This is a genomic window from Pseudomonas sp. Y5-11 (assembly GCF_022368695.1).
Lineage (GTDB): Bacteria > Pseudomonadota > Gammaproteobacteria > Pseudomonadales > Pseudomonadaceae > Aquipseudomonas > Aquipseudomonas parakoreensis.
The window spans coordinates 2,519,627-2,536,756 of the sequence record NZ_CP058974.1 but is presented as its reverse complement, the minus strand read 5'-3'; the positions used below and the strand labels follow the sequence as shown (position 1 = coordinate 2,536,756).

Annotated in this window: 15 protein-coding genes; 9 read left to right on the top strand and 6 right to left on the bottom strand. The window is 61.4% G+C overall.

From position 1 onward, the window contains the following. Positions 1 to 487: 487 nt before the first annotated feature. The 3 genes from HXW87_RS11415 (at position 488) to HXW87_RS11405 (ending at position 5,726) form a co-directional block, all read left to right on the top strand. Entirely contained in the window at positions 488 to 1,846 is a 1,359-nt protein-coding gene (locus HXW87_RS11415) for a TolC family outer membrane protein (RefSeq protein WP_047292413.1), read from the top strand. A 158-nt stretch (positions 1,847 to 2,004) separates the two neighbouring features. Then, entirely contained in the window at positions 2,005 to 4,167 is a 2,163-nt protein-coding gene (locus HXW87_RS11410) for a type I secretion system permease/ATPase (RefSeq protein WP_239778928.1), read from the top strand. A 197-nt stretch (positions 4,168 to 4,364) separates the two neighbouring features. Next, positions 4,365 to 5,726 (top strand): HlyD family type I secretion periplasmic adaptor subunit, encoded by a 1,362-nt coding sequence (locus HXW87_RS11405; RefSeq protein WP_145593293.1) that lies wholly within the window; start codon positions 4,365 to 4,367, stop codon positions 5,724 to 5,726. Positions 5,727 to 5,870: 144 nt separating this feature from the next. Here HXW87_RS11405 and HXW87_RS11400 read toward each other — a convergent pair whose 3' ends face one another. Next, positions 5,871 to 6,467 carry a DTW domain-containing protein gene (locus tag HXW87_RS11400; RefSeq protein WP_239778927.1) on the bottom strand — a complete coding sequence of 199 codons (597 nt, stop codon included), beginning with the start codon at positions 6,465 to 6,467 and terminating at the stop codon, positions 5,871 to 5,873. A 5-nt stretch (positions 6,468 to 6,472) separates the two neighbouring features. After that, the gene (locus HXW87_RS11395) at positions 6,473 to 7,366 is read right to left on the bottom strand and encodes a LysR family transcriptional regulator (RefSeq protein ID WP_007956593.1); all 894 of its coding nucleotides are present in this window, start codon (positions 7,364 to 7,366) and stop codon (positions 6,473 to 6,475) included. 358 nt (positions 7,367 to 7,724) lie between these two features. On the opposite strand from HXW87_RS11395, the gene speB reads away from it, so the two are divergent. The 5 genes from speB to HXW87_RS11370 all read left to right on the top strand — a co-directional run bounded on the left by speB (position 7,725) and on the right by HXW87_RS11370 (position 13,018). After that, positions 7,725 to 8,675 carry an agmatinase gene (speB, locus tag HXW87_RS11390; protein ID WP_003222717.1) on the top strand — a complete coding sequence of 317 codons (951 nt, stop codon included), beginning with the start codon at positions 7,725 to 7,727 and terminating at the stop codon, positions 8,673 to 8,675. A 10-nt stretch (positions 8,676 to 8,685) separates the two neighbouring features. Further along, a complete protein-coding gene (locus tag HXW87_RS11385; RefSeq protein ID WP_041070223.1) occupies positions 8,686 to 9,108 on the top strand; it encodes a nuclear transport factor 2 family protein in 423 nt (140 codons plus the stop codon). Between the two features lie 55 nt (positions 9,109 to 9,163). Continuing rightward, entirely contained in the window at positions 9,164 to 10,666 is a 1,503-nt protein-coding gene (locus tag HXW87_RS11380; RefSeq protein WP_239778926.1) for a cytosine permease, read from the top strand. A 162-nt stretch (positions 10,667 to 10,828) separates the two neighbouring features. Further along, a complete protein-coding gene (locus tag HXW87_RS11375) occupies positions 10,829 to 12,208 on the top strand; it encodes a sodium:solute symporter (protein ID WP_041070225.1) in 1,380 nt (459 codons plus the stop codon). 84 nt (positions 12,209 to 12,292) lie between these two features. Continuing rightward, a complete protein-coding gene (locus HXW87_RS11370; RefSeq protein WP_239778925.1) occupies positions 12,293 to 13,018 on the top strand; it encodes an MBL fold metallo-hydrolase in 726 nt (241 codons plus the stop codon). A 108-nt stretch (positions 13,019 to 13,126) separates the two neighbouring features. On the opposite strand, the gene HXW87_RS29475 is transcribed toward HXW87_RS11370, so the two are convergent. Both HXW87_RS29475 and HXW87_RS11365 read right to left on the bottom strand, forming a co-directional pair. Beyond that, positions 13,127 to 13,255: a PA1414 family protein gene (locus HXW87_RS29475; protein WP_003184145.1), complete on the bottom strand. Its 129-nt coding sequence runs from the start codon at positions 13,253 to 13,255 to the stop codon at positions 13,127 to 13,129. 142 nt (positions 13,256 to 13,397) lie between these two features. Further along, entirely contained in the window at positions 13,398 to 14,291 is an 894-nt protein-coding gene (locus HXW87_RS11365) for a LysR family transcriptional regulator (protein ID WP_182404072.1), read from the bottom strand. A 104-nt stretch (positions 14,292 to 14,395) separates the two neighbouring features. Between HXW87_RS11365 and HXW87_RS11360 the strand changes: the two genes are divergently transcribed. Then, positions 14,396 to 15,577, top strand: a complete 1,182-nt coding sequence (locus HXW87_RS11360; protein WP_239778924.1) for an MFS transporter — start codon at positions 14,396 to 14,398, stop codon at positions 15,575 to 15,577. Here HXW87_RS11360 and HXW87_RS11355 read toward each other — a convergent pair. After that, positions 15,522 to 16,454, bottom strand: coding sequence for a DMT family transporter (locus HXW87_RS11355; protein ID WP_239778923.1), 933 nt, complete (start codon positions 16,452 to 16,454; stop codon positions 15,522 to 15,524). The genes HXW87_RS11360 and HXW87_RS11355 overlap by 56 nt on opposite strands. Before the next feature lie 267 nt (positions 16,455 to 16,721). Next, positions 16,722 to 17,126, bottom strand: a complete 405-nt coding sequence (locus HXW87_RS11350) for a DUF2177 family protein (protein ID WP_239778922.1) — start codon at positions 17,124 to 17,126, stop codon at positions 16,722 to 16,724. Positions 17,127 to 17,130: the final 4 nt, after the last annotated feature.

The window sequence follows — 17,130 nt, the reverse complement described above, 5'->3', positions numbered from 1 at the left end:
GCACGCCCATGGCTCAAGCGGGTTGCCGGGGTGACGCTCGCACCTCGACAGTTCGTTTCGCAGGTAGCGCAAACAAGGAAAGGTCGGTGCTTTCAAGCACTGCGCAATCCTGATCGATGCCGCAAACCCGCTAGCGCTACGTAACGGTGGTGAATCACCCGAGTGACAAAAAACCGTCACCAATCTGCCGCTACGCGTCCCTCCCCTTCAGCATTACTTCGCCGTATGTCGCAAAGTGAATGGAACTTTCCTCAAGCCTCTCCGTGCTCCATGAAGCGCATAAACAAAGGCTTTCGTCCTGAACAATGTGCCGATTTTGGCTAAGCGCATAAGTTTTTTTCGGCATAAGCCTTATGAAAATTTTTTCTTAGCTACGCTTCAGGATGTTCTTAGCTCTGTTGTTACAAGAGTGAAACGCTTACACCTTAAATTATCGTCAAATATTTGGCGACAGTAACACACCATCAGGACCAGGGAGATGCACCCCATGCGCGTTTTAACCCCCCTTTGCAGCGCGGTTTTGCTGGCCATGGCTTGCACTTCTCAAGCCCAGGCCATGAACCTGACCGAAGCAATCCAGAGCACCATTGCCACCCACCCGGATCTCGCCTCGCGTGTGGATGCCAAACTGTCAGCTGATGAACAAGTGAAAGTGGCCAAGGGTGGCTTCTATCCGTCCGTCGACTTGAATGCCGCGTATGGCCGTGGTTACAGCGACAACACCAACACCCGGGCCTTCGGTAATCACCACACCGAAATTCTCAATTACACCCAGTCGGAACTGCGCCTGCGGCAAATGATCTTCGACGGCTTCAACACGGCCAACGAAGTCGAGCGCACCAAGGGCGTGTCTAACTCGCGCGCCTACTACGCGCAAGGCACCGCCCAGGATCTGGCGCTGCGTACCATCGAGGTCTACCTCGAAGTGCTCAAGCGGCGTGAATTGGTGACCCTGGCCAAGAACAACCTGCAAGCGCACCTGCGCGTGAATGATCAGATCGGCCTGCGCACCCAACGCGGCATCGGCAGTACCGCCGACTCCGATCAATCGGTCGCCCGTAAGGCGCTGGCGCAAAACAACCTCGACACCGCCGAAGTCGATCTGGCCGACGCCGAATCGAACTTCTACGCCGTGGTCGGGCGCATGCCCGATGAACTCGAAGCGCCACCGTCGACCCGCGGCGAAATCCCCACCAGCCTGCCGGAAGCCCAGCAGAGCATGGTCGAGAACAACCCGTACCTGAAATCCGCGCAGGCGGACGTGCAGTCAGCCGAGAGCCAGTACGAAGTTGCCAAGTCGCCGTTCTATCCTCGATTCGATGCCGAAGCGGCGGTGGGTGCGAACAACAACGTGCAAGGCGATGAGGGCCACGACAACGAATGGCGCGTGGGCGTGATCATGAACTACAACCTGTTCCGTGGCGGCAGCGACAAGGCCCGTCTGGCGTCCGATGCGCACCAGATCAACCAGGCGATGGACATCCGCAACAACGCCCTGCGCCAGTTGAACGAGAACATTCACCTGGCCTGGAACGCCATGGTCAACGCGAACAAACAGACCCCGACCGCCCGTGAATACGCCGAGACCACCAAACGCGTGCGCGCGGCGTATCAGGATCAGTTCGGCCTCGGCCAACGCACCCTGCTCGACTTGCTCGACAGCGAAAACGAGCTCTACAACGCCAACCGCCGCTACACCGAAATCCGCTACACCGAGGAATATTCGATGTACCGCGTGCTGGCGAACATGGGCCAGTTGCTGAGCAAGCAACGGGTGGTGCTGCCGGCGGATGCGATTGCGGCGACCGAAGTCAAAAACGAGGCGCGCCTGCCTGAGCTGAAGTAAGTCCCACGATCCCTTGTGGCGAGGGAGCTTGCTCCCGCTGGGTTGCGCAGCGACCCCAAAGATTTGAGCAGCAATGAGATCCATGGGGCTGCTGCGCAGCCATCGGGGATAAATCCCCTCGCCACAAGTTTGGACCAGTCATTACAGGGGCGATCAATATGACCAGCATGGCCGAAGGCGGACACACCGGGATCGATCCGCGGCTGAGCTTCGATGACCCGTTACTCGACGGTCTGTTGATCCTCTGCAAGCTCCACGGCGCGACGGTCAGTCGCGCCAGCCTGAGTGCCGGGCTGCCCCTGAACAAGCAACGCCTGAGCCTGGACCTGCTGCCCCGTGCAGCCGCCCGGGCCGGTTTGCAGGCGCGCCTGTTGCGGCGTGAACTGAAGGATATTTCTGCACTGAATCTGCCGATTCTGTTGCTGCTCAAGGATGGGCGCACCGCCGTCCTGCGGCGTTTCGCCGACGACGGCAAGGCGCTGATCCTGCCCAGCGAAGCCGATGGCGGCGAGCAATGGGTCGAGCGCGAAGAACTCGCCGAGCACTACAGCGGCCAGGCCTTGTTCGCCCGTCCGCGCCACGAACTCGAAGACTTGCGTGCACCGCTGGTGCCACGGGTGCATGCCTGGTTTCGCGACACGCTGAAACTGTCGAAATGGCTGTACAGCGATGCAATTCTCGCCAGTTTCCTGATCAATTTGCTGGGCCTGATGGTGCCGCTGTTCGTCATGCAGACCTACGACCGCGTGGTGCCGAATCAGGCCACCTCGACCTTGTGGGTGTTGGCGATCGGCCTGCTGATCGGCACCGGTTTCGAACTGGTGCTGCGGGTGGTGCGCGCGCATCTGCTCGATACCGCCGGCAAGAAAACCGATGTGATCCTTTCCGCGACGTTATTCGAGCGCATCACCGGCATGTCGATGAAAGCGCGGCCGGCGACCATCGGCGGTTTCGCCCAGAGCATTCATGACTTTCAGGGCCTGCGCGAATTCCTCACCGCCGTGACCCTGACCAGCCTGATTGATCTGCCCTTTGTGGTGTTGATGCTGGTGGTGATCGGCCTGCTCGGCGGCTGGCTGGTGGTGATTCCGCTGCTGGCGTTTCCGATCACGATCATTTTTGCCCTGGCGATTCAGGTGCGCCTGCGCGACACCGTGCAGAAAAGCCTGAGCCTCGGCGCCGAGCGGCAGGCACTGCTGATCGAAACCCTCGGCGGCCTGGAAACCCTCAAGGCCTGCAGCGCCGAAAGCGAGCGCCAGCACAAATGGGAAAGCACTCACGGCGCCCTCACCCGCCTCGACAGCCATGCGCGCAACCTCTCGGCGCTGGCGACCAACGGCACACTGTTCATCCAACAGTTCTCGGGGATGGCGACGATTGTTGCCGGGGTCTACAGCATCATCGCCGGCAACCTCAGCGTCGGTGCGCTGGTCGCCAGCTACATGCTCGGCAGCCGTGTGCTCGCGCCGCTGGGACAGATCGCCGGGCTGATCACCCGCTATCAGCAAGCGCAACTGACCATGAAAAGCACCGACGCGCTGATGGGCCTGCCGCAGGAGCGTGACGGCAAGCAGCGGCCACTGGAACGCACACAGCTGCAAGGTGCGCTGGATGTCAGTGGCGTGACCTTTCACTACAACGGTCAGAATGCACCGGCGCTGGGCAACGTCAGCTTCAGTATGAAACCCGGCGAGCGGATCGGCATCATCGGTCGCAGCGGCTCGGGCAAAAGCACCCTGGCGCGGCTGTTGATGGGCTTCTATGAACCCGAGGAAGGCCAGTTGCTGCTCGACGGCCTCGACCTGCGGCAACTGGATGTCGCCGACCTGCGCCAGCAGATCGGTTACGTCGCCCACGATCTGCCGCTGCTGGCTGGCAGCCTGCGCGACAACCTGACCCTCGGCGCCCGCTACATCAGCGATTCACGCATGCTCGAAGTCGCTGAACTGACCGGCGTTACCGAACTGGCGCGGCAGCATCCGCAAGGTTTCGACCGGCCGGTGGGCGAGCGCGGCCAGCTCCTTTCCGGCGGCCAGCGCCAGGCAGTGTTGCTGGCCCGGGCGTTGCTGCTCGACCCACCGATCATGCTGCTCGACGAACCCACCAGCGCCATGGACAACAGCAGCGAAGACCTGCTGCGCCAGAAGTTGCACGGCTGGGTGCAAGGCAAAACGCTGCTGCTGGTCACCCACCGCACCTCGATGCTGAGCCTGGTGGACCGGTTGCTGGTCCTGGACAACGGCCGGGTCGTCGCCGACGGCCCGAAAGAGGCGGTCATCGATGCACTGCGCAAGGGCCGCGTCGGTTCGGCGGCGGTCTAGATGCGCGCACATAATTTTATGGCTCTCACAAAACCTGTGGCGAGGGGATTTATCCCCGATGGGCTGCGCAGCGGCCCCAAAGGCTCTGAGGGCGCTTCGCACCCTATCGGGGATGAATCCCCTCACCACAAGTAAGTGTTATGGGCGACGCATGGGTAGTGCGGTTTGATGTTTTATTAACTGAGGAGTATCGCCCCATGTCTGCATCTTCAGATAGCAAATCACGCGGCTACTTCGACAGTTTCGGCAAAAGCGCCGAAGCCGAGTTCATGCCGGAAACCGCTGGCGCTGCACTGCAGGATTCGCCGCGCTGGTCGCGGATCACCGTGTGGCTGGCGGCGGCGCTGTTGATCAGTGCGCTGGTCTGGGCCAAGTTCGCCGTGCTTGAAGAAGTGACCATGGGCGAAGGCAAGGCGATTCCGTCGAGCAAGGTCCAGGTGATCCAGAACCTCGAGGGCGGGATCGTCACCGAGATTTTCGTGCGTGAAGGGCAAATGGTGAACAAGGGCGACAAACTGTTGCGCCTGGATGACACGCGGTTTCTGTCGAACAAGGGCGAGAGCGAGGCCGACCGTTATGCATTGATGGCGCAGGTCGAACGTTTGTCGGCTGAAGCTGAAGGGCGGCCGATGAAACTCTCGGACGAAGTCGTCAGCAAGGCGCCGCAAGTGGCCGAAGACGAACGCGCGTTGTACGACCAGCGCCAGCGTCGACTGGCCAGCGAACAACGCACCCTCACTGAACAGCTGCGGCAGAAAACCCAGGAACTGGCGGAGTTTCGTTCCAAGCAAGGTCAGTACAGTTCCAGCCTGGCGCTGTTGCAACAAGAGATGAACATGTCGTCGCCCCTGGTCGGCACCGGCGCCGTATCGCCAGTGGAAATCCTGCGACTCAAACGCAGCGCGGTGGAGATTCGCGGCTCGTTGAACGCGACAACATTGGCGATCCCACGGGCGGAATCGGCAATCAACGAGATCAAGAGCAAGATCGACGAATCGGAACAGACCTTCCGCTCCGACGCGGCCAAAGACCTCAATCAGAAACGCACCGACCTGTCGAAAATCACCGCCTCGAGCATCGCCATCGACGACCGCGTCAGCCGCACCACCGTGACCTCGCCGGTGCACGGGGTGATCAAGCAGCTCAAGGTCAACACCATCGGTGGCGTGGTGCAGCCAGGCAGCGACATGGTCGAAATCGTGCCGCTGGAGGACAACCTGCTGATCGAAGCCAAGGTGCGTCCGCAAGACGTCGCGTTTCTGCATCCGGGCCAGAAAGCCATGGTCAAGTTCAGTGCCTATGACTACACGATCTACGGCGGGCTGAGCGCAAAACTGGAGCTGATTGGCGCCGACACGATTACCGATGACAAGGGCAACAGCTTCTACCTGATTCAGGTGCGCACCGATAAAAACCATTTGGGCGGCGATGTGAAACCGCTGCTGATCATCCCGGGGATGGTGGCGACGGTAGACATTATTACCGGGGAGAAAAGTGTGCTGGATTACCTGCTCAAACCGGTGCTCAAAGCCAGGACTGAGGCGATGCGCGAGCGGTAGAAGTTTCTGGATCTGGTGGTGAATTGACTGGCCTCATCGCTGGCAAGCCAGCTCCCACAGGTTCTGAGATGCTCACAGACTTTGTGTTCGACACGGACACTGTGGGAGCTGGCTTGCCAGCGATGGGGCCAGCCCAGACATCAACTATCTGTCGCCATGATTGCGCTGAAAAACCTCCTCCCCCATCGCCGCAATCTGCCCCTCGATCAATGCCTCGAACGGCTTGAGCAACGGCGCAAACGTCGTCGGCGCTTCGAGGGTTTCCAGCGCCTGCACGATCGCCTCAATCGTCGACAACGCCCCCGGCCCCGGCGCTTTGCGCAACCGGTAGCGCGATACCCCGCCCGCCGCCAGCGTCACCCGCGGCAACGCCGCCAGCAACGGATTGAGATGAAGCATCTTGCGCGCCTTGCGCCAGGTGCCGTCCGGCACCACCAGCAACAACGGTTCTTCGGACTCACGGTAAGCCTGCAGCGGCTGTGCATCATCGGCGGGAAACAGCAACCGGGCCTGATACCCCGGCCGATTGAGCAGCGCCGGCAGATCCTCGAAGACCTCGCCGACAATCAGCTCGGCGTTGGACAAACCCAGCGCCGCCAGTCGCGCGGTGTTGAGCGCGTGATTGACCTCGCTCGGATGCTGCAACAGCAGAACGCGGGTGCGGCTGTCGAGGCGTGGGATCAGCGAGCACAGGCAGTGAGTTTGTGGGCGCAGGCAGCGCGGGCATTGGGATCTGGACATATTCTTCAGGCCTGATTGAGCTGTGCTTTGAGCAAATCACGGAAGGTCTGGATCAGCGGTTCGCGGCTGCGGCCCCGGCGCATGATCATCGAAAACGGCGCCTGATAACCGAAGGTCGCCGGCAGCAACACGCGCAAGTCTCCTTTGTCGGCCCAGGCCTGGGCATAGTGCTCCGGCAGGTAGCCGATGTAGGCGCCGGACAGCACCAGAATCAGCTGCGCCTCCATACTTTCCACGGTCGCCGCGCTGTGTTTGAAACCGTGGCGCGCCAGTTCCGCCTGACTCCAATAACCACGGCCGACCATGCGTTGCTGAGTGATGACCTGCTCGGGAATCCGCCGTTCGTTGAACAACGGATGGCGGCTGCTGCAATACAGCCAGTGCTGCTCGCGGTACAGCGGCATGTATACCAGGCCGCTCATGCGTGTGGAAAACGCGCCGATGGCCAGATCGAGGCGGTTGTCCTGCACACCGAGTTGCAGTTCGTAGGGGCTCATCACCGACAAGTGCAAATGCACCGCCGGGTGCTCCTGGCTATAAGCGCCGATGGCTTCGGCGAACGGCAAGGCCTTGTCGCTGACGGTGGAGTCGATCACCCCGAGATTGAGCGTACCGCGCAGTTCGCCCTTGAGCGCAGCAGCGTATTGCTCGAAACCTTCAAGTTCGGCCAGCAGGCGCAGGGTTTCCTGATGGAACAGCTCACCCTTGCTGGTCAGGCTGAACCCGCCCCGCCCGCGATGGCACAGCACCAGGCCGAGCGCGGCTTCGAGCTGGCTCATGTAGGTGCTGATCGCCGAGGTCGACAGGTTGAGTTCCTGCTGCGCGTTGGCAAAACCTTGATGCCGGACCACGCTGACGAAGATGCGCAATAGTTTCAGGTCGGGTAAAGCGTTGGCCATGCGGCTCTCCAAACATCTGTCGAACGCTGATGACTTTGTGGTGAGGGGATTTATCCCCGATGGGTGGCGAAGCCGCCCCAAGCCTGCAAACCGATCTATCCGGGAAGTCGCGCGCAACGAATTTACGACTGCTGCGCAGCCGATCGGGGATAAATCCCCTCGCCACAGGGAAATCGGTACGGGTTCGGGAAGTCTATCCCGAGCCTGACCATTAGTTTAGAAAAATCTGAACTAAGTTTTTGCCCGTAGCGATTCTTCCGCCGCACTACATTTCGCAGAATCGGCCCCACAGCGGCGCCCGAACCTGTGCTCGACGGTGCGCCGACATAAATAAAACAAAGACGATGAGGCCCTACCCGTGGACAAGATTCTTCACCAACCACTGGGCGGCAACGAAATGCCGCGCTTCGGCGGCATCGCCACCATGCTCCGACTCCCCCATGTACCGACCGCTGCCGGCCTGGACGCTGCCTTCGTTGGCGTGCCACTGGACATCGGTACTTCGCTGCGCCCCGGCACCCGCTTCGGGCCGCGCGACATCCGCACCGAATCGGTGATGATTCGCCCGTACAACATGGCCACCGGCGCCGCGCCGTTCGACTCGCTGTCGGTTGCCGACATCGGTGACGTGGCGATCAACACCTTCAACCTGCTCGACGCCGTGCGCATCATCGAAGAAGCCTACGACAACATCCTCGAGCACAACGTGATCCCGATGACCCTGGGTGGTGACCACACCATCACCCTGCCGATCCTGCGGGCGATTCACAAGAAGCACGGCAAGGTCGGTCTGGTGCACATCGATGCCCACGCTGACGTCAACGATCACATGTTCGGCGAGAAGATCGCCCACGGCACGACCTTCCGTCGCGCCGTCGAAGAAGGTCTGCTGGACTGCGACCGCGTGGTGCAGATTGGTTTGCGCGCACAGGGTTACACCGCTGACGACTTCAACTGGAGCCGCGATCAGGGTTTCCGCGTGGTGCAGGCCGAAGAGTGCTGGCACAAGTCGCTGGCACCGCTGATGGCCGAAGTGCGCGAGAAAGTCGGTGGCGGTCCGGTTTACCTGAGCTTCGACATCGACGGTATCGACCCGGCCTGGGCACCAGGCACCGGCACCCCGGAAATCGGTGGTCTGACGACCATTCAGGCGATTGAAATCGTGCGCGGCTGTCAGGGCCTCGACCTGATCGGCTGCGATCTGGTAGAAGTCTCGCCGGCTTACGACACCACCGGCAACACCTCGCTGCTGGCCGCCAACCTGCTGTACGAAATGCTCTGCGTACTGCCGGGCGTGGTCCACCGCTGAGGGTTCGGCCATGCACGAACGTGATCAGGTTCTGAGAGCGGCTGCCGATCTGGTGTCCGCCTTCGCTCGCAACGATCGCGAAGCTTATTTCGGCGCGTTCAGCGCCGATGCGAGTTTCGTGTTTTACACCCTCGAACAGCCGCTGCTGTCGCGCGATGCCTATCAGGCCTTGTGGGACAGCTGGCGCGCCGAGGATGGCTTTGAAGTGCTGTCGTGCACTTCAAGCAACGCTTTCGTCAGCCTGCAAGGTGACGTGGCGGTGTTTATCCATGACGTGGCCACCGAGCTGCGCATGCAAGGGGAGCAACACTTCAGCCAGGAGCGCGAGACGATTGTTTTCAGGAAACAAGCGTCGAGCCTAGAACAACAAGGCCATTGGCTGGCCTGCCACGAACATTTGTCCGCAATGCCGGAAGGGCTGCCATCCCCTTAGCCAAGACAGGTGACGCTCACGCACGATGAGCGCGCCTTTATGATCGGAGCAGATCATGAATAACAACAACAACGACCAAAGCCTTACGCAAATTGAAACCCACGGGGTCGAACAGATCCCGGACCACGAACGCACCGCAGGCCCGACGGACTTGTTCCGGATGATCTTCGGTGGTTCAAACACCTTTGCCACCGCCGTGCTCGGCAGTTTCCCGGTGCTGTTCGGCCTGTCGTTTCAGGCCGGCGTCTGGGCAATCGTGCTGGGCGTGCTGCTCGGCTCGCTGATCCTCGCACCGATGGGCCTGTTCGGCCCGCTCAACGGCACCAACAATGCCGTGTCCTCCGGCGCGCACTTCGGCGTGCACGGGCGGATCGTCGGCTCGTTCCTGTCGCTGTTGACCGCCATCGCGTTTTTCTCGCTCTCGGTGTGGAGTTCGGGGGATGCGTTGATCGGTGGAGCGAAACGCCTGATCGGTCTGCCGGAAACCGACCTGACCCTGGGCCTGGCCTACGGTCTGTTCGCGATTCTGGTGCTGACCGTGTGCATCTACGGCTTCCGCTTTCTGCTGTGGGTGAACAAGATCGCGGTGTGGAGCGCCAGCCTGTTGTTCCTGCTGGGCATCTTCGCCTTCGCCGGTCCTTTCGACGTCAACTACGCCGGCACGGTGAACCTCGGTCAACCGGGCTTCTGGGCGGCGTTCATCGGCGCGGCGCTGGTGGCGATGAGCAACCCGATCTCGTTCGGTGCGTTCCTCGGCGACTGGTCGCGCTACATCCCGCGTGACACCTCCAAGCAGCGGATCATGGCCGCCGTGGTGCTGTCGCAGATCGCCACGTTCATCCCGTTCCTGTTCGGCCTGAGCACCGCGACCATCGTCGCGATCAAGGCGCCGGACTACATCGCGGCGAACAATTATGTGGGTGGTCTGCTGGCGGTATCGCCAAGCTGGTTCTTCCTGCCGGTGTGCCTGATTGCGGTGATCGGTGGCATGTCCACCGGCACCACCTCGCTGTATGGCACCGGGCTGGACATGTCCAGCGTATTTCCACGGGTGCTGTCGCGGGTCAAGGCGACGCTGCTGATCGGCGTGCTGTCGATTGCTTTCATCTTCATCGGGCGCTTTGCGGCGAACCTGGTGCAGAGCGTGTCGACCTTCGCCGTGCTGATCATCACCTGCACCACCCCGTGGATGGTGATCATGATCATCGGCCTGCTGGTGCGTCGCGGCTTCTACTGCCCGGATGACCTGCAGGTGTTCACCCGTGGCGAGCAAGGCGGACGCTACTGGTTCAACCACGGCTGGAACTGGCGTGGTCTGGGTGCATGGATCCCGAGCGCGGCGGTCGGCCTGTGCTTCGTCAATCTGCCGGGGCAGTTCGTCGGCCCGCTGGGCGAGCTGGCCGGTGGTATCGACATCAGCCTGCCGGTAACGCTGGGTCTGGCGTCGGTGGTGTACCTGACGTTGCTGAGCCTGTTCCCGGAACCGCGCGAGGTGTTTGGACCGAAGGATGCGCGCAGCCAAGTGGTAGCGAAACCTCAACTGCGTCAGGCCGCCTGACGCAAATCCCCTGTGGGAGCGAGCCTGCTCGCGAAAGCAATCTGTCAGTCACTTCTTTATTGAATGTGCCGACGCCTTCGCGAGCAGGCTCGCTCCCACAGTGAGCAGCAACCCGAACCAAATTTGTTTCACCATAAAAAAGACAATCGGAGACACGCCATCATGGCTTTGGATTTATTCGTCGTCCTCATCTACGCCGCCGGCATGCTGTTGCTCGGCTACTACGGTATGCGCAAGGCCAAAACCAACGAGGATTTTCTGGTTGCCGGGCGTAACCTGGGCCCGAGCCTGTACATGGGCACCATGGCCGCGACCGTGCTCGGTGGTGCGTCCACCGTCGGCACCGTGCGTCTGGGCTATGTGCACGGCATTTCCGGCTTCTGGCTGTGCGCCGCGCTGGGTTGCGGCATCGTCGCGCTGAACCTGTTCCTCGCCAAACCGTTGCTGAAACTGAAGATCTACACCGTTACCCAGGTTCTGGAAAAACGCTACAACCCGATGGCCCGCTCGGCGAGCGCGGCGATCATGCTGGCCTACGCACTGATGATCGGCGTGACCTCGATCCTGGCGATCGGCACCGTGCTGCAAGTGCTGTTCGGTCTGCCGTTCTGGATCTCGGTATTGCTCGGCGGTGGCGTGGTGGTGATCTACTCGGCCATCGGCGGCATGTGGTCGCTGACCCTGACCGACATCGTCCAGTTCATCATCAAGACCGTGGGCCTGATGTTCATCCTGTTGCCGATCTGCCTGTACCGCGTCGGCGGCTGGGACGAACTGGTGCTGAAGCTGCCGGCAGCGGCATTCAACTTCACCACCATCGGCTGGGACACGATCATCACCTACTTCATGATCTACTTCTTCGGCATCCTGATCGGTCAGGACATCTGGCAACGGGTGTTCACCGTCAAGACCGCCAAAGTCGCGCAGTACGCCGGCAGCATCGCCGGTATCTATTGCATCCTCTACGGGCTGGCCTGCGCGCTGATCGGCATGGCTGCGCACGTGCTGATCCCGGATCTGGACAACGTCAACAACGCCTTCGCCGCCATCGTCAAACTGTCGCTGCCGGACGGCATCCGTGGTCTGGTGATCGCTGCTGCTCTGGCGGCGATGATGTCCACCGCCAGCGCCGGCCTGCTCGCCGCGGCCACCACCCTGACCGAAGACCTGCTGCCGAAACTGCGCGGCGGCAAACAGTCGAGCTTAGGCGTCAACCGCCTGTTCACGCTGCTGACCGGTGTCGTGGTGCTGGGTATTGCGCTGGTGGTGAATGACGTGATCAGCGCCCTGACCCTGGCCTACAACCTGCTGGTCGGCGGCATGCTGATTCCGCTGATCGGCGCGATCTTCTGGAAACGCGCGACCACCGCCGGCGCCATCGCCAGCATGGGCCTGGGTTTCGCCACCGCGCTGCTGTTCATGTTCAAGGACGGTCTGGATGCGAACACGCCGATCTACTACAGCCTGGCTGTGGGCCTGGTGAGTTTTGTGGTGGTCAGCCTGGTCTCCCCTCGCCCGGCGACGGTGGCGAGCGCGATCTAAGCTTTACGTAACGACTTGATGCTTTCTTCGACGGGTGTGGCGTCGGTTGCCACACCCGTTTTTTTCGTCTGGAGAAAAGAGAATATGAAGATCGTTTCGCGCGATCAGTGGTTCGAAGTTCAGCACTTGAGCGATGGCATTCGGCTGATCCATGAGCCGTATATCCGCCCGTTCTACCGCTGCAATTTGTGGCACGTGCAGGGGCGCGACAAAGACTTGTTGCTCGACAGTGGCTCGGGGCTGGTCAGCCTGCGCGAGCAGTTGCCGTGGATTACCGAGCGACCGCTGGTGGCCGTCGCCAGCCACTGCCACTTCGACCACATCGCCGGGCATCACGAATTCGCCGAACGCCTGGTGCATCCTGCCGAGGCCGACATACTCGCCGCGCCGGACGGCGAGAATGACCTGAGCCGGGCCTTCGTCGGCGACGACATGTTCGAGGCGCACCCGGACTGTCCGCTATGCTACGCCGAATACCGGGTGAAGGCCGCGCCGGCCACCGGGTTTGTAGAGGATGGCGATGTGCTGGATCTGGGCAATCGTACGCTGCAGGTGCTGCACACGCCGGGGCATTCGCCGGGCGGCATCAGCCTGTATGAAGCGGCGACCGAAACCTTGTTCAGCGGCGACATCATCTACGACGGGCCGCTGATCGAAGACGCCTACCACTCCAATCTGCAGGATTACGCCGCCAGCCTGCGACGCTTGCAGGCGCTGCCGATCCGCACCGTGCATGGCGGGCATTTCGGCAGTTTTTCCGGTGGGCATTTGCGTTCGATGATTGACGCATGGCTGCGCGGGCACGCTTGAGTTCCACCACAAAAGCAAAAGATCGCAGCCTTCGGCAGCTCCTACAGGAAATACATTCCCGTGTAGGAGCTGCCGAAGGCTGCGATCTTTTGATCTTTTATTTGAGCACTACCGCCGGCGAGGCTGACGCCGGCGCTGTTCGTCATCGGTGCGGATCGGTACGGGTTGCAGAGGCGGTTCGATCAAGCCGAGGGCAACACCCAAATCGTGCAGCCAGTTCTGAATTTTCTCTTTCATCGTCATGCCCCCTTCAGGGTAGTGCTGAGCGGCCGGAATTCTGAGGCCGCTTCGCACTGATAATAGTCCGAAGTCCTACGCAATGCTCGGCCAAATCCGCAATGATCTGTTACTGAATTGAACAGAATTAGGATCAGTTGGTTCACGCCGTCTGCCGGGTTTCATTCGCAGCCACGGGATAGAGCGCTTGCTGCTGTTCAATCCAGGCATTGAGGTTGGCCCCGACCATGCCTTTACGCCACATGAGCCATGTTGTCGCACTGGCAAACGGCTCGACCAACGGGTGCACCGCGATGCTTTCACGCCCCGGCAGACTGGCCAGCATCGACTCCGACATCAGCGCCACACCGCTGCCGGCAATCACACAAGCAAGCATGCCCTGATAGGACTCGATCTCCATCGCCCGGCCCATCGCCGCCTGATAGTGAACAAACCACGCCTCCAGCCGCGCGCGATAGGCGCAGCCATGACGGAAGGTGAATACCGCCCTGCCCTCGACGTCCTTGGCGCTATGGATCGGCGGATGATCGGCTTCGCTGATCAGCACCAGACGCTCGTCGCACAGCGGCACGCCGTCGATCCCGGCCAATTGCGGCGGACCGTCCACCAGCGCCGCATCAAGACGCCCGGAGACCAGGCCCTCGAGCAACTCGCCGCTAGGCCCGGACTGCACTTGCAGATTCACCGCCGGGTATTGCTTGTGATAGCGCGCCAGCAACGCCGGCAAATGGATCGCCGCGGTGCTGTACAGCGTGCCGAGAACGAAATCCCCGGCCGGCTGCCCGCCCATCACCGCTGCACTGGCCTGATCGCGCAGGGCGAACAGCTTGCCGGTGTAGTCCAGCAGGACTTTTCCCGCAGGCGACAACTGCAAACGCTGACGCTCACGGACGAACAGTTCGACACCCAATTGCTCTTCCAGCTGTTTGAGCCGGGTCGACAGATTGGACGGCACTCGGTGCAGACGCTCGGCGGCGCGGGTGATCGAACCCTCCTCGGCCACCGCCTGAAAGATCCGCAATTGGCTGAATTCCACGCTCATTCTCCACAACAGAACAAGTTGCTCACTATTATTCAATTTTAAAGAAAGTCAATCGGTTCTAGCCTGACGGTCATTGCTCCTCTGAAGGAATCCCGACCATGTCGCCACTGATTCGCTTATCCGCCTGTTTCGTCGCCCTGATGATGGCCATGGGCATCGGGCGTTTCGCCCTCACCCCGCAACTGCCGCACCTGCTCAGCGAAGGTCAGGTCGACCTGACGGCCGCCGGTCTGATTGCTGCGGCCAACTACCTCGGTTACCTGCTGGGCGCGGTGGACGCGATGTTCGCCCACCGTTCGCAGCAAGTGCAGCGCCGGTTACATGGCGGTTTGTGGCTGTGTGTGCTGCTGACCCTGGCATCGTTCTGGGCCAACGGCTTCTGGGCGCATTTGCTGCTGCGCTTCGGCACCGGAGTGGCGAGTGCCTGGGTGCTGGTGATGATCACGGCGCTGGGTCAGCCCTTGGCAGCGGCGGCAGGTCGGCCACGGCTGGGGGCGCTGGTATTTGCCGGCCCCGGACTGGGAATTTTTCTGACCGGGTTGCTGGCACTGTTCTCACATCTGCTGAACCAGACATCTGCCACCTTGTGGCTGATCTATGCCGCCGTGGCGCTGGTGATGTTGCTGGGGATCGTGCGGATCCTGCCGCAACCGGGCGTGCACACGCCGGTCGCCACCCTCAACGTCAACCATTCGAATCGCGGTATCCCGCGACTGGCGGCGGTGTATGCGTTATATGGCGTGGGTTACATCATCCCGGCCACATTCCTTTCGCAAATGGCCAACGCGCAGTTTCACGGGCAATGGCAGGCCGATCTGTTCTGGCCGTGCTTCGGCCTTGGCGCGGCGATTGGCGTGTTGCTGGTGAGCCTGCGTCGCCACGATCCGAACACCACGCGGCACTGGCTGACCGCAACCCTGTGGTTGCAAGCGCTCGGGGTCTTCGCCTGTCTATTGGGCAGCGCTTATGGCCTGGCGCTGGGGGTGGTGTTGTGTGGCATGCCGTTCCTCGCTTGCATGCAACTGGTGATGCAACGCTCGCGGGAACTGGCGCCGCACAGCACCCAGCGCAACGCCGGGCTGCTGACCGCATGCTTTGCCGTCGGCCAGCTCAGCGGCCCGCTGCTGGCGGCGCTTAGCAGCCATTTCAGCGGTGGTCTGCAACCGGCGCTGGTGATCGCCGGCAGCGGTTTGCTGATTGCCGGCGGGCTGGCCTTGCAGTCAGTCAGCGCTGACCGAGGGCTTGGCGCAAACGCCGACGCACCCACTGCTCAGCGCTGACAAAGGTGATGCCAAGCAACACCAGCACCGCGCCGATGACGAAGTTCACGCTCAATTCTTCACCGAGCAGCAGCACGCCGAAGGTGACGCCGAACAGCGGCGTCATGAACGAAAACACCGCCAGATTGGCCGCCAGATAGCGCCGCAGCAGCCAGAACCAGGTCAGGTAACTGAAGAACGACACCACCAGGCCCTGGAACAGCACGCTGGCCAGCGCCACGGGGGTCAGGCTGACGTGGCTGATCTGGCCGCTGAACAGTGCGATCAACAGCAGGCCGACGAAGCCGACGATCAGTTGATAGAACAGAGTCAACGTCACCGGTGCTTCCGACAGCCGTGACGCACGCACCACCACAGTGGTCGCGCCCCAGCAGGCGCCGGCAATGACCCCGAACGCATCGCCCAACAGCATGCGCCGGTCGAGGTTATCCCACGACACGCCACCCGCGAAAGCAATCGCGATACCGATGAACGCGAGCAGAATTCCCAGCCATTGCAGCGGCCGCAGGCGCTCGCTGGCCAGCAGGAAATGCACGCCCAGCGCAGTGAAAATCGGCGCGGTGTAGAGGAACACCGACATATGCGCGGCGGTGGTCAGCTGCAGACCTTCGGCGATGAAGAAGAACTCCAGACCGAACAACGCACCGGCCAACAGTCCGCCGCGCCAGGTGTTGCTCACCTGATCCCAGCCGCCCTTCCAGCACAGCAGCAGGCCCACCAGCAGCGCAGAAATCCCCGAGCGCCCGGCCGCCTGCATCACTGGCGCGATGTCGGGCGCGGCCCACTTGATCATCACTTGCTGCACGCCCCAGATCAGGCAGAGGCCGATCATCACCTGCAAGGCAAACCCATCGGCATTGCGCCGCTCGACACTCACCGCAACACCTCAAACACACACAACATGGCAGCCGTCCACTGGTCGAAAATCTGTGCCGGGGATTATCAATCACTCGGGCAGAAAAAGCCGTCTGAAAAAGACTTTGTCTGAGTCAGTAACGTCAGCGGTGAATGGCCGTCGGCTGCGCCGCCATTCGCTGGCAAGCCAGCTCCCACAATGACCGGGTTGCTCACTGATTCTTTGTTCGCCACAAAACGCTGTGGGAGTCTGGCTTGCCAGCGATGACGTCAGTTTGATCAACGCAGATCAGGGAGCTGAACTCAGTAGTCGTTTCATCACCAAAAATCCGACCGAGCAGGCAACAGCCGTGGCAAACGTCCCCCACGCCCAATCCATCAAACTCACCGGCACCGACCACCCGCGCAATGTCGCCCAGTTAGTCAGGTCATACGTGCCGTACGCCACCAGCCCCAGCAGCGCGCCCAGCTTTGCCGCCCGTTGCCAGCTCAGCGCCGGCAACACCACAAATTGCACGCAACCAACAACGTACAGGCAATAAAAAACCGCTGCCGGAACCAGCAGCGGTTTTTCGAGCATCAGCGAACCGAGCAGCTCGCGGTAGGTTGGCGCCATCAGCACGCCGAGCCAGATACCGTCGAGCAACAGAAACGCCACCAGTGTGGCGAGGTAAGCAATCAGCGCTTTCTTCATCTGC

What these genes read in the sequence shown, in the direction of transcription:
- HXW87_RS11415 (WP_047292413.1), top strand. Translation starts at nt 488, where the DNA reads ATGCGCGTTTTAACCCCCCTTTGCAGCGCGGTTTTGCTGGCCATGGCT.
- HXW87_RS11410 (WP_239778928.1), top strand. Translation starts at nt 2,005, where the DNA reads ATGACCAGCATGGCCGAAGGCGGACACACCGGGATCGATCCGCGGCTG.
- HXW87_RS11405 (WP_145593293.1), top strand. Translation starts at nt 4,365, where the DNA reads ATGTCTGCATCTTCAGATAGCAAATCACGCGGCTACTTCGACAGTTTC.
- HXW87_RS11400 (WP_239778927.1), bottom strand. Translation starts at nt 6,467, where the DNA reads ATGTCCAGATCCCAATGCCCGCGCTGCCTGCGCCCACAAACTCACTGC.
- HXW87_RS11395 (WP_007956593.1), bottom strand. Translation starts at nt 7,366, where the DNA reads ATGGCCAACGCTTTACCCGACCTGAAACTATTGCGCATCTTCGTCAGC.
- HXW87_RS11385 (WP_041070223.1), top strand. Translation starts at nt 8,686, where the DNA reads ATGCACGAACGTGATCAGGTTCTGAGAGCGGCTGCCGATCTGGTGTCC.
- HXW87_RS11380 (WP_239778926.1), top strand. Translation starts at nt 9,164, where the DNA reads ATGAATAACAACAACAACGACCAAAGCCTTACGCAAATTGAAACCCAC.
- HXW87_RS11375 (WP_041070225.1), top strand. Translation starts at nt 10,829, where the DNA reads ATGGCTTTGGATTTATTCGTCGTCCTCATCTACGCCGCCGGCATGCTG.
- HXW87_RS11370 (WP_239778925.1), top strand. Translation starts at nt 12,293, where the DNA reads ATGAAGATCGTTTCGCGCGATCAGTGGTTCGAAGTTCAGCACTTGAGC.
- HXW87_RS29475 (WP_003184145.1), bottom strand. Translation starts at nt 13,255, where the DNA reads ATGAAAGAGAAAATTCAGAACTGGCTGCACGATTTGGGTGTTGCCCTC.
- HXW87_RS11360 (WP_239778924.1), top strand. Translation starts at nt 14,396, where the DNA reads ATGTCGCCACTGATTCGCTTATCCGCCTGTTTCGTCGCCCTGATGATG.
- HXW87_RS11350 (WP_239778922.1), bottom strand. Translation starts at nt 17,126, where the DNA reads ATGAAGAAAGCGCTGATTGCTTACCTCGCCACACTGGTGGCGTTTCTG.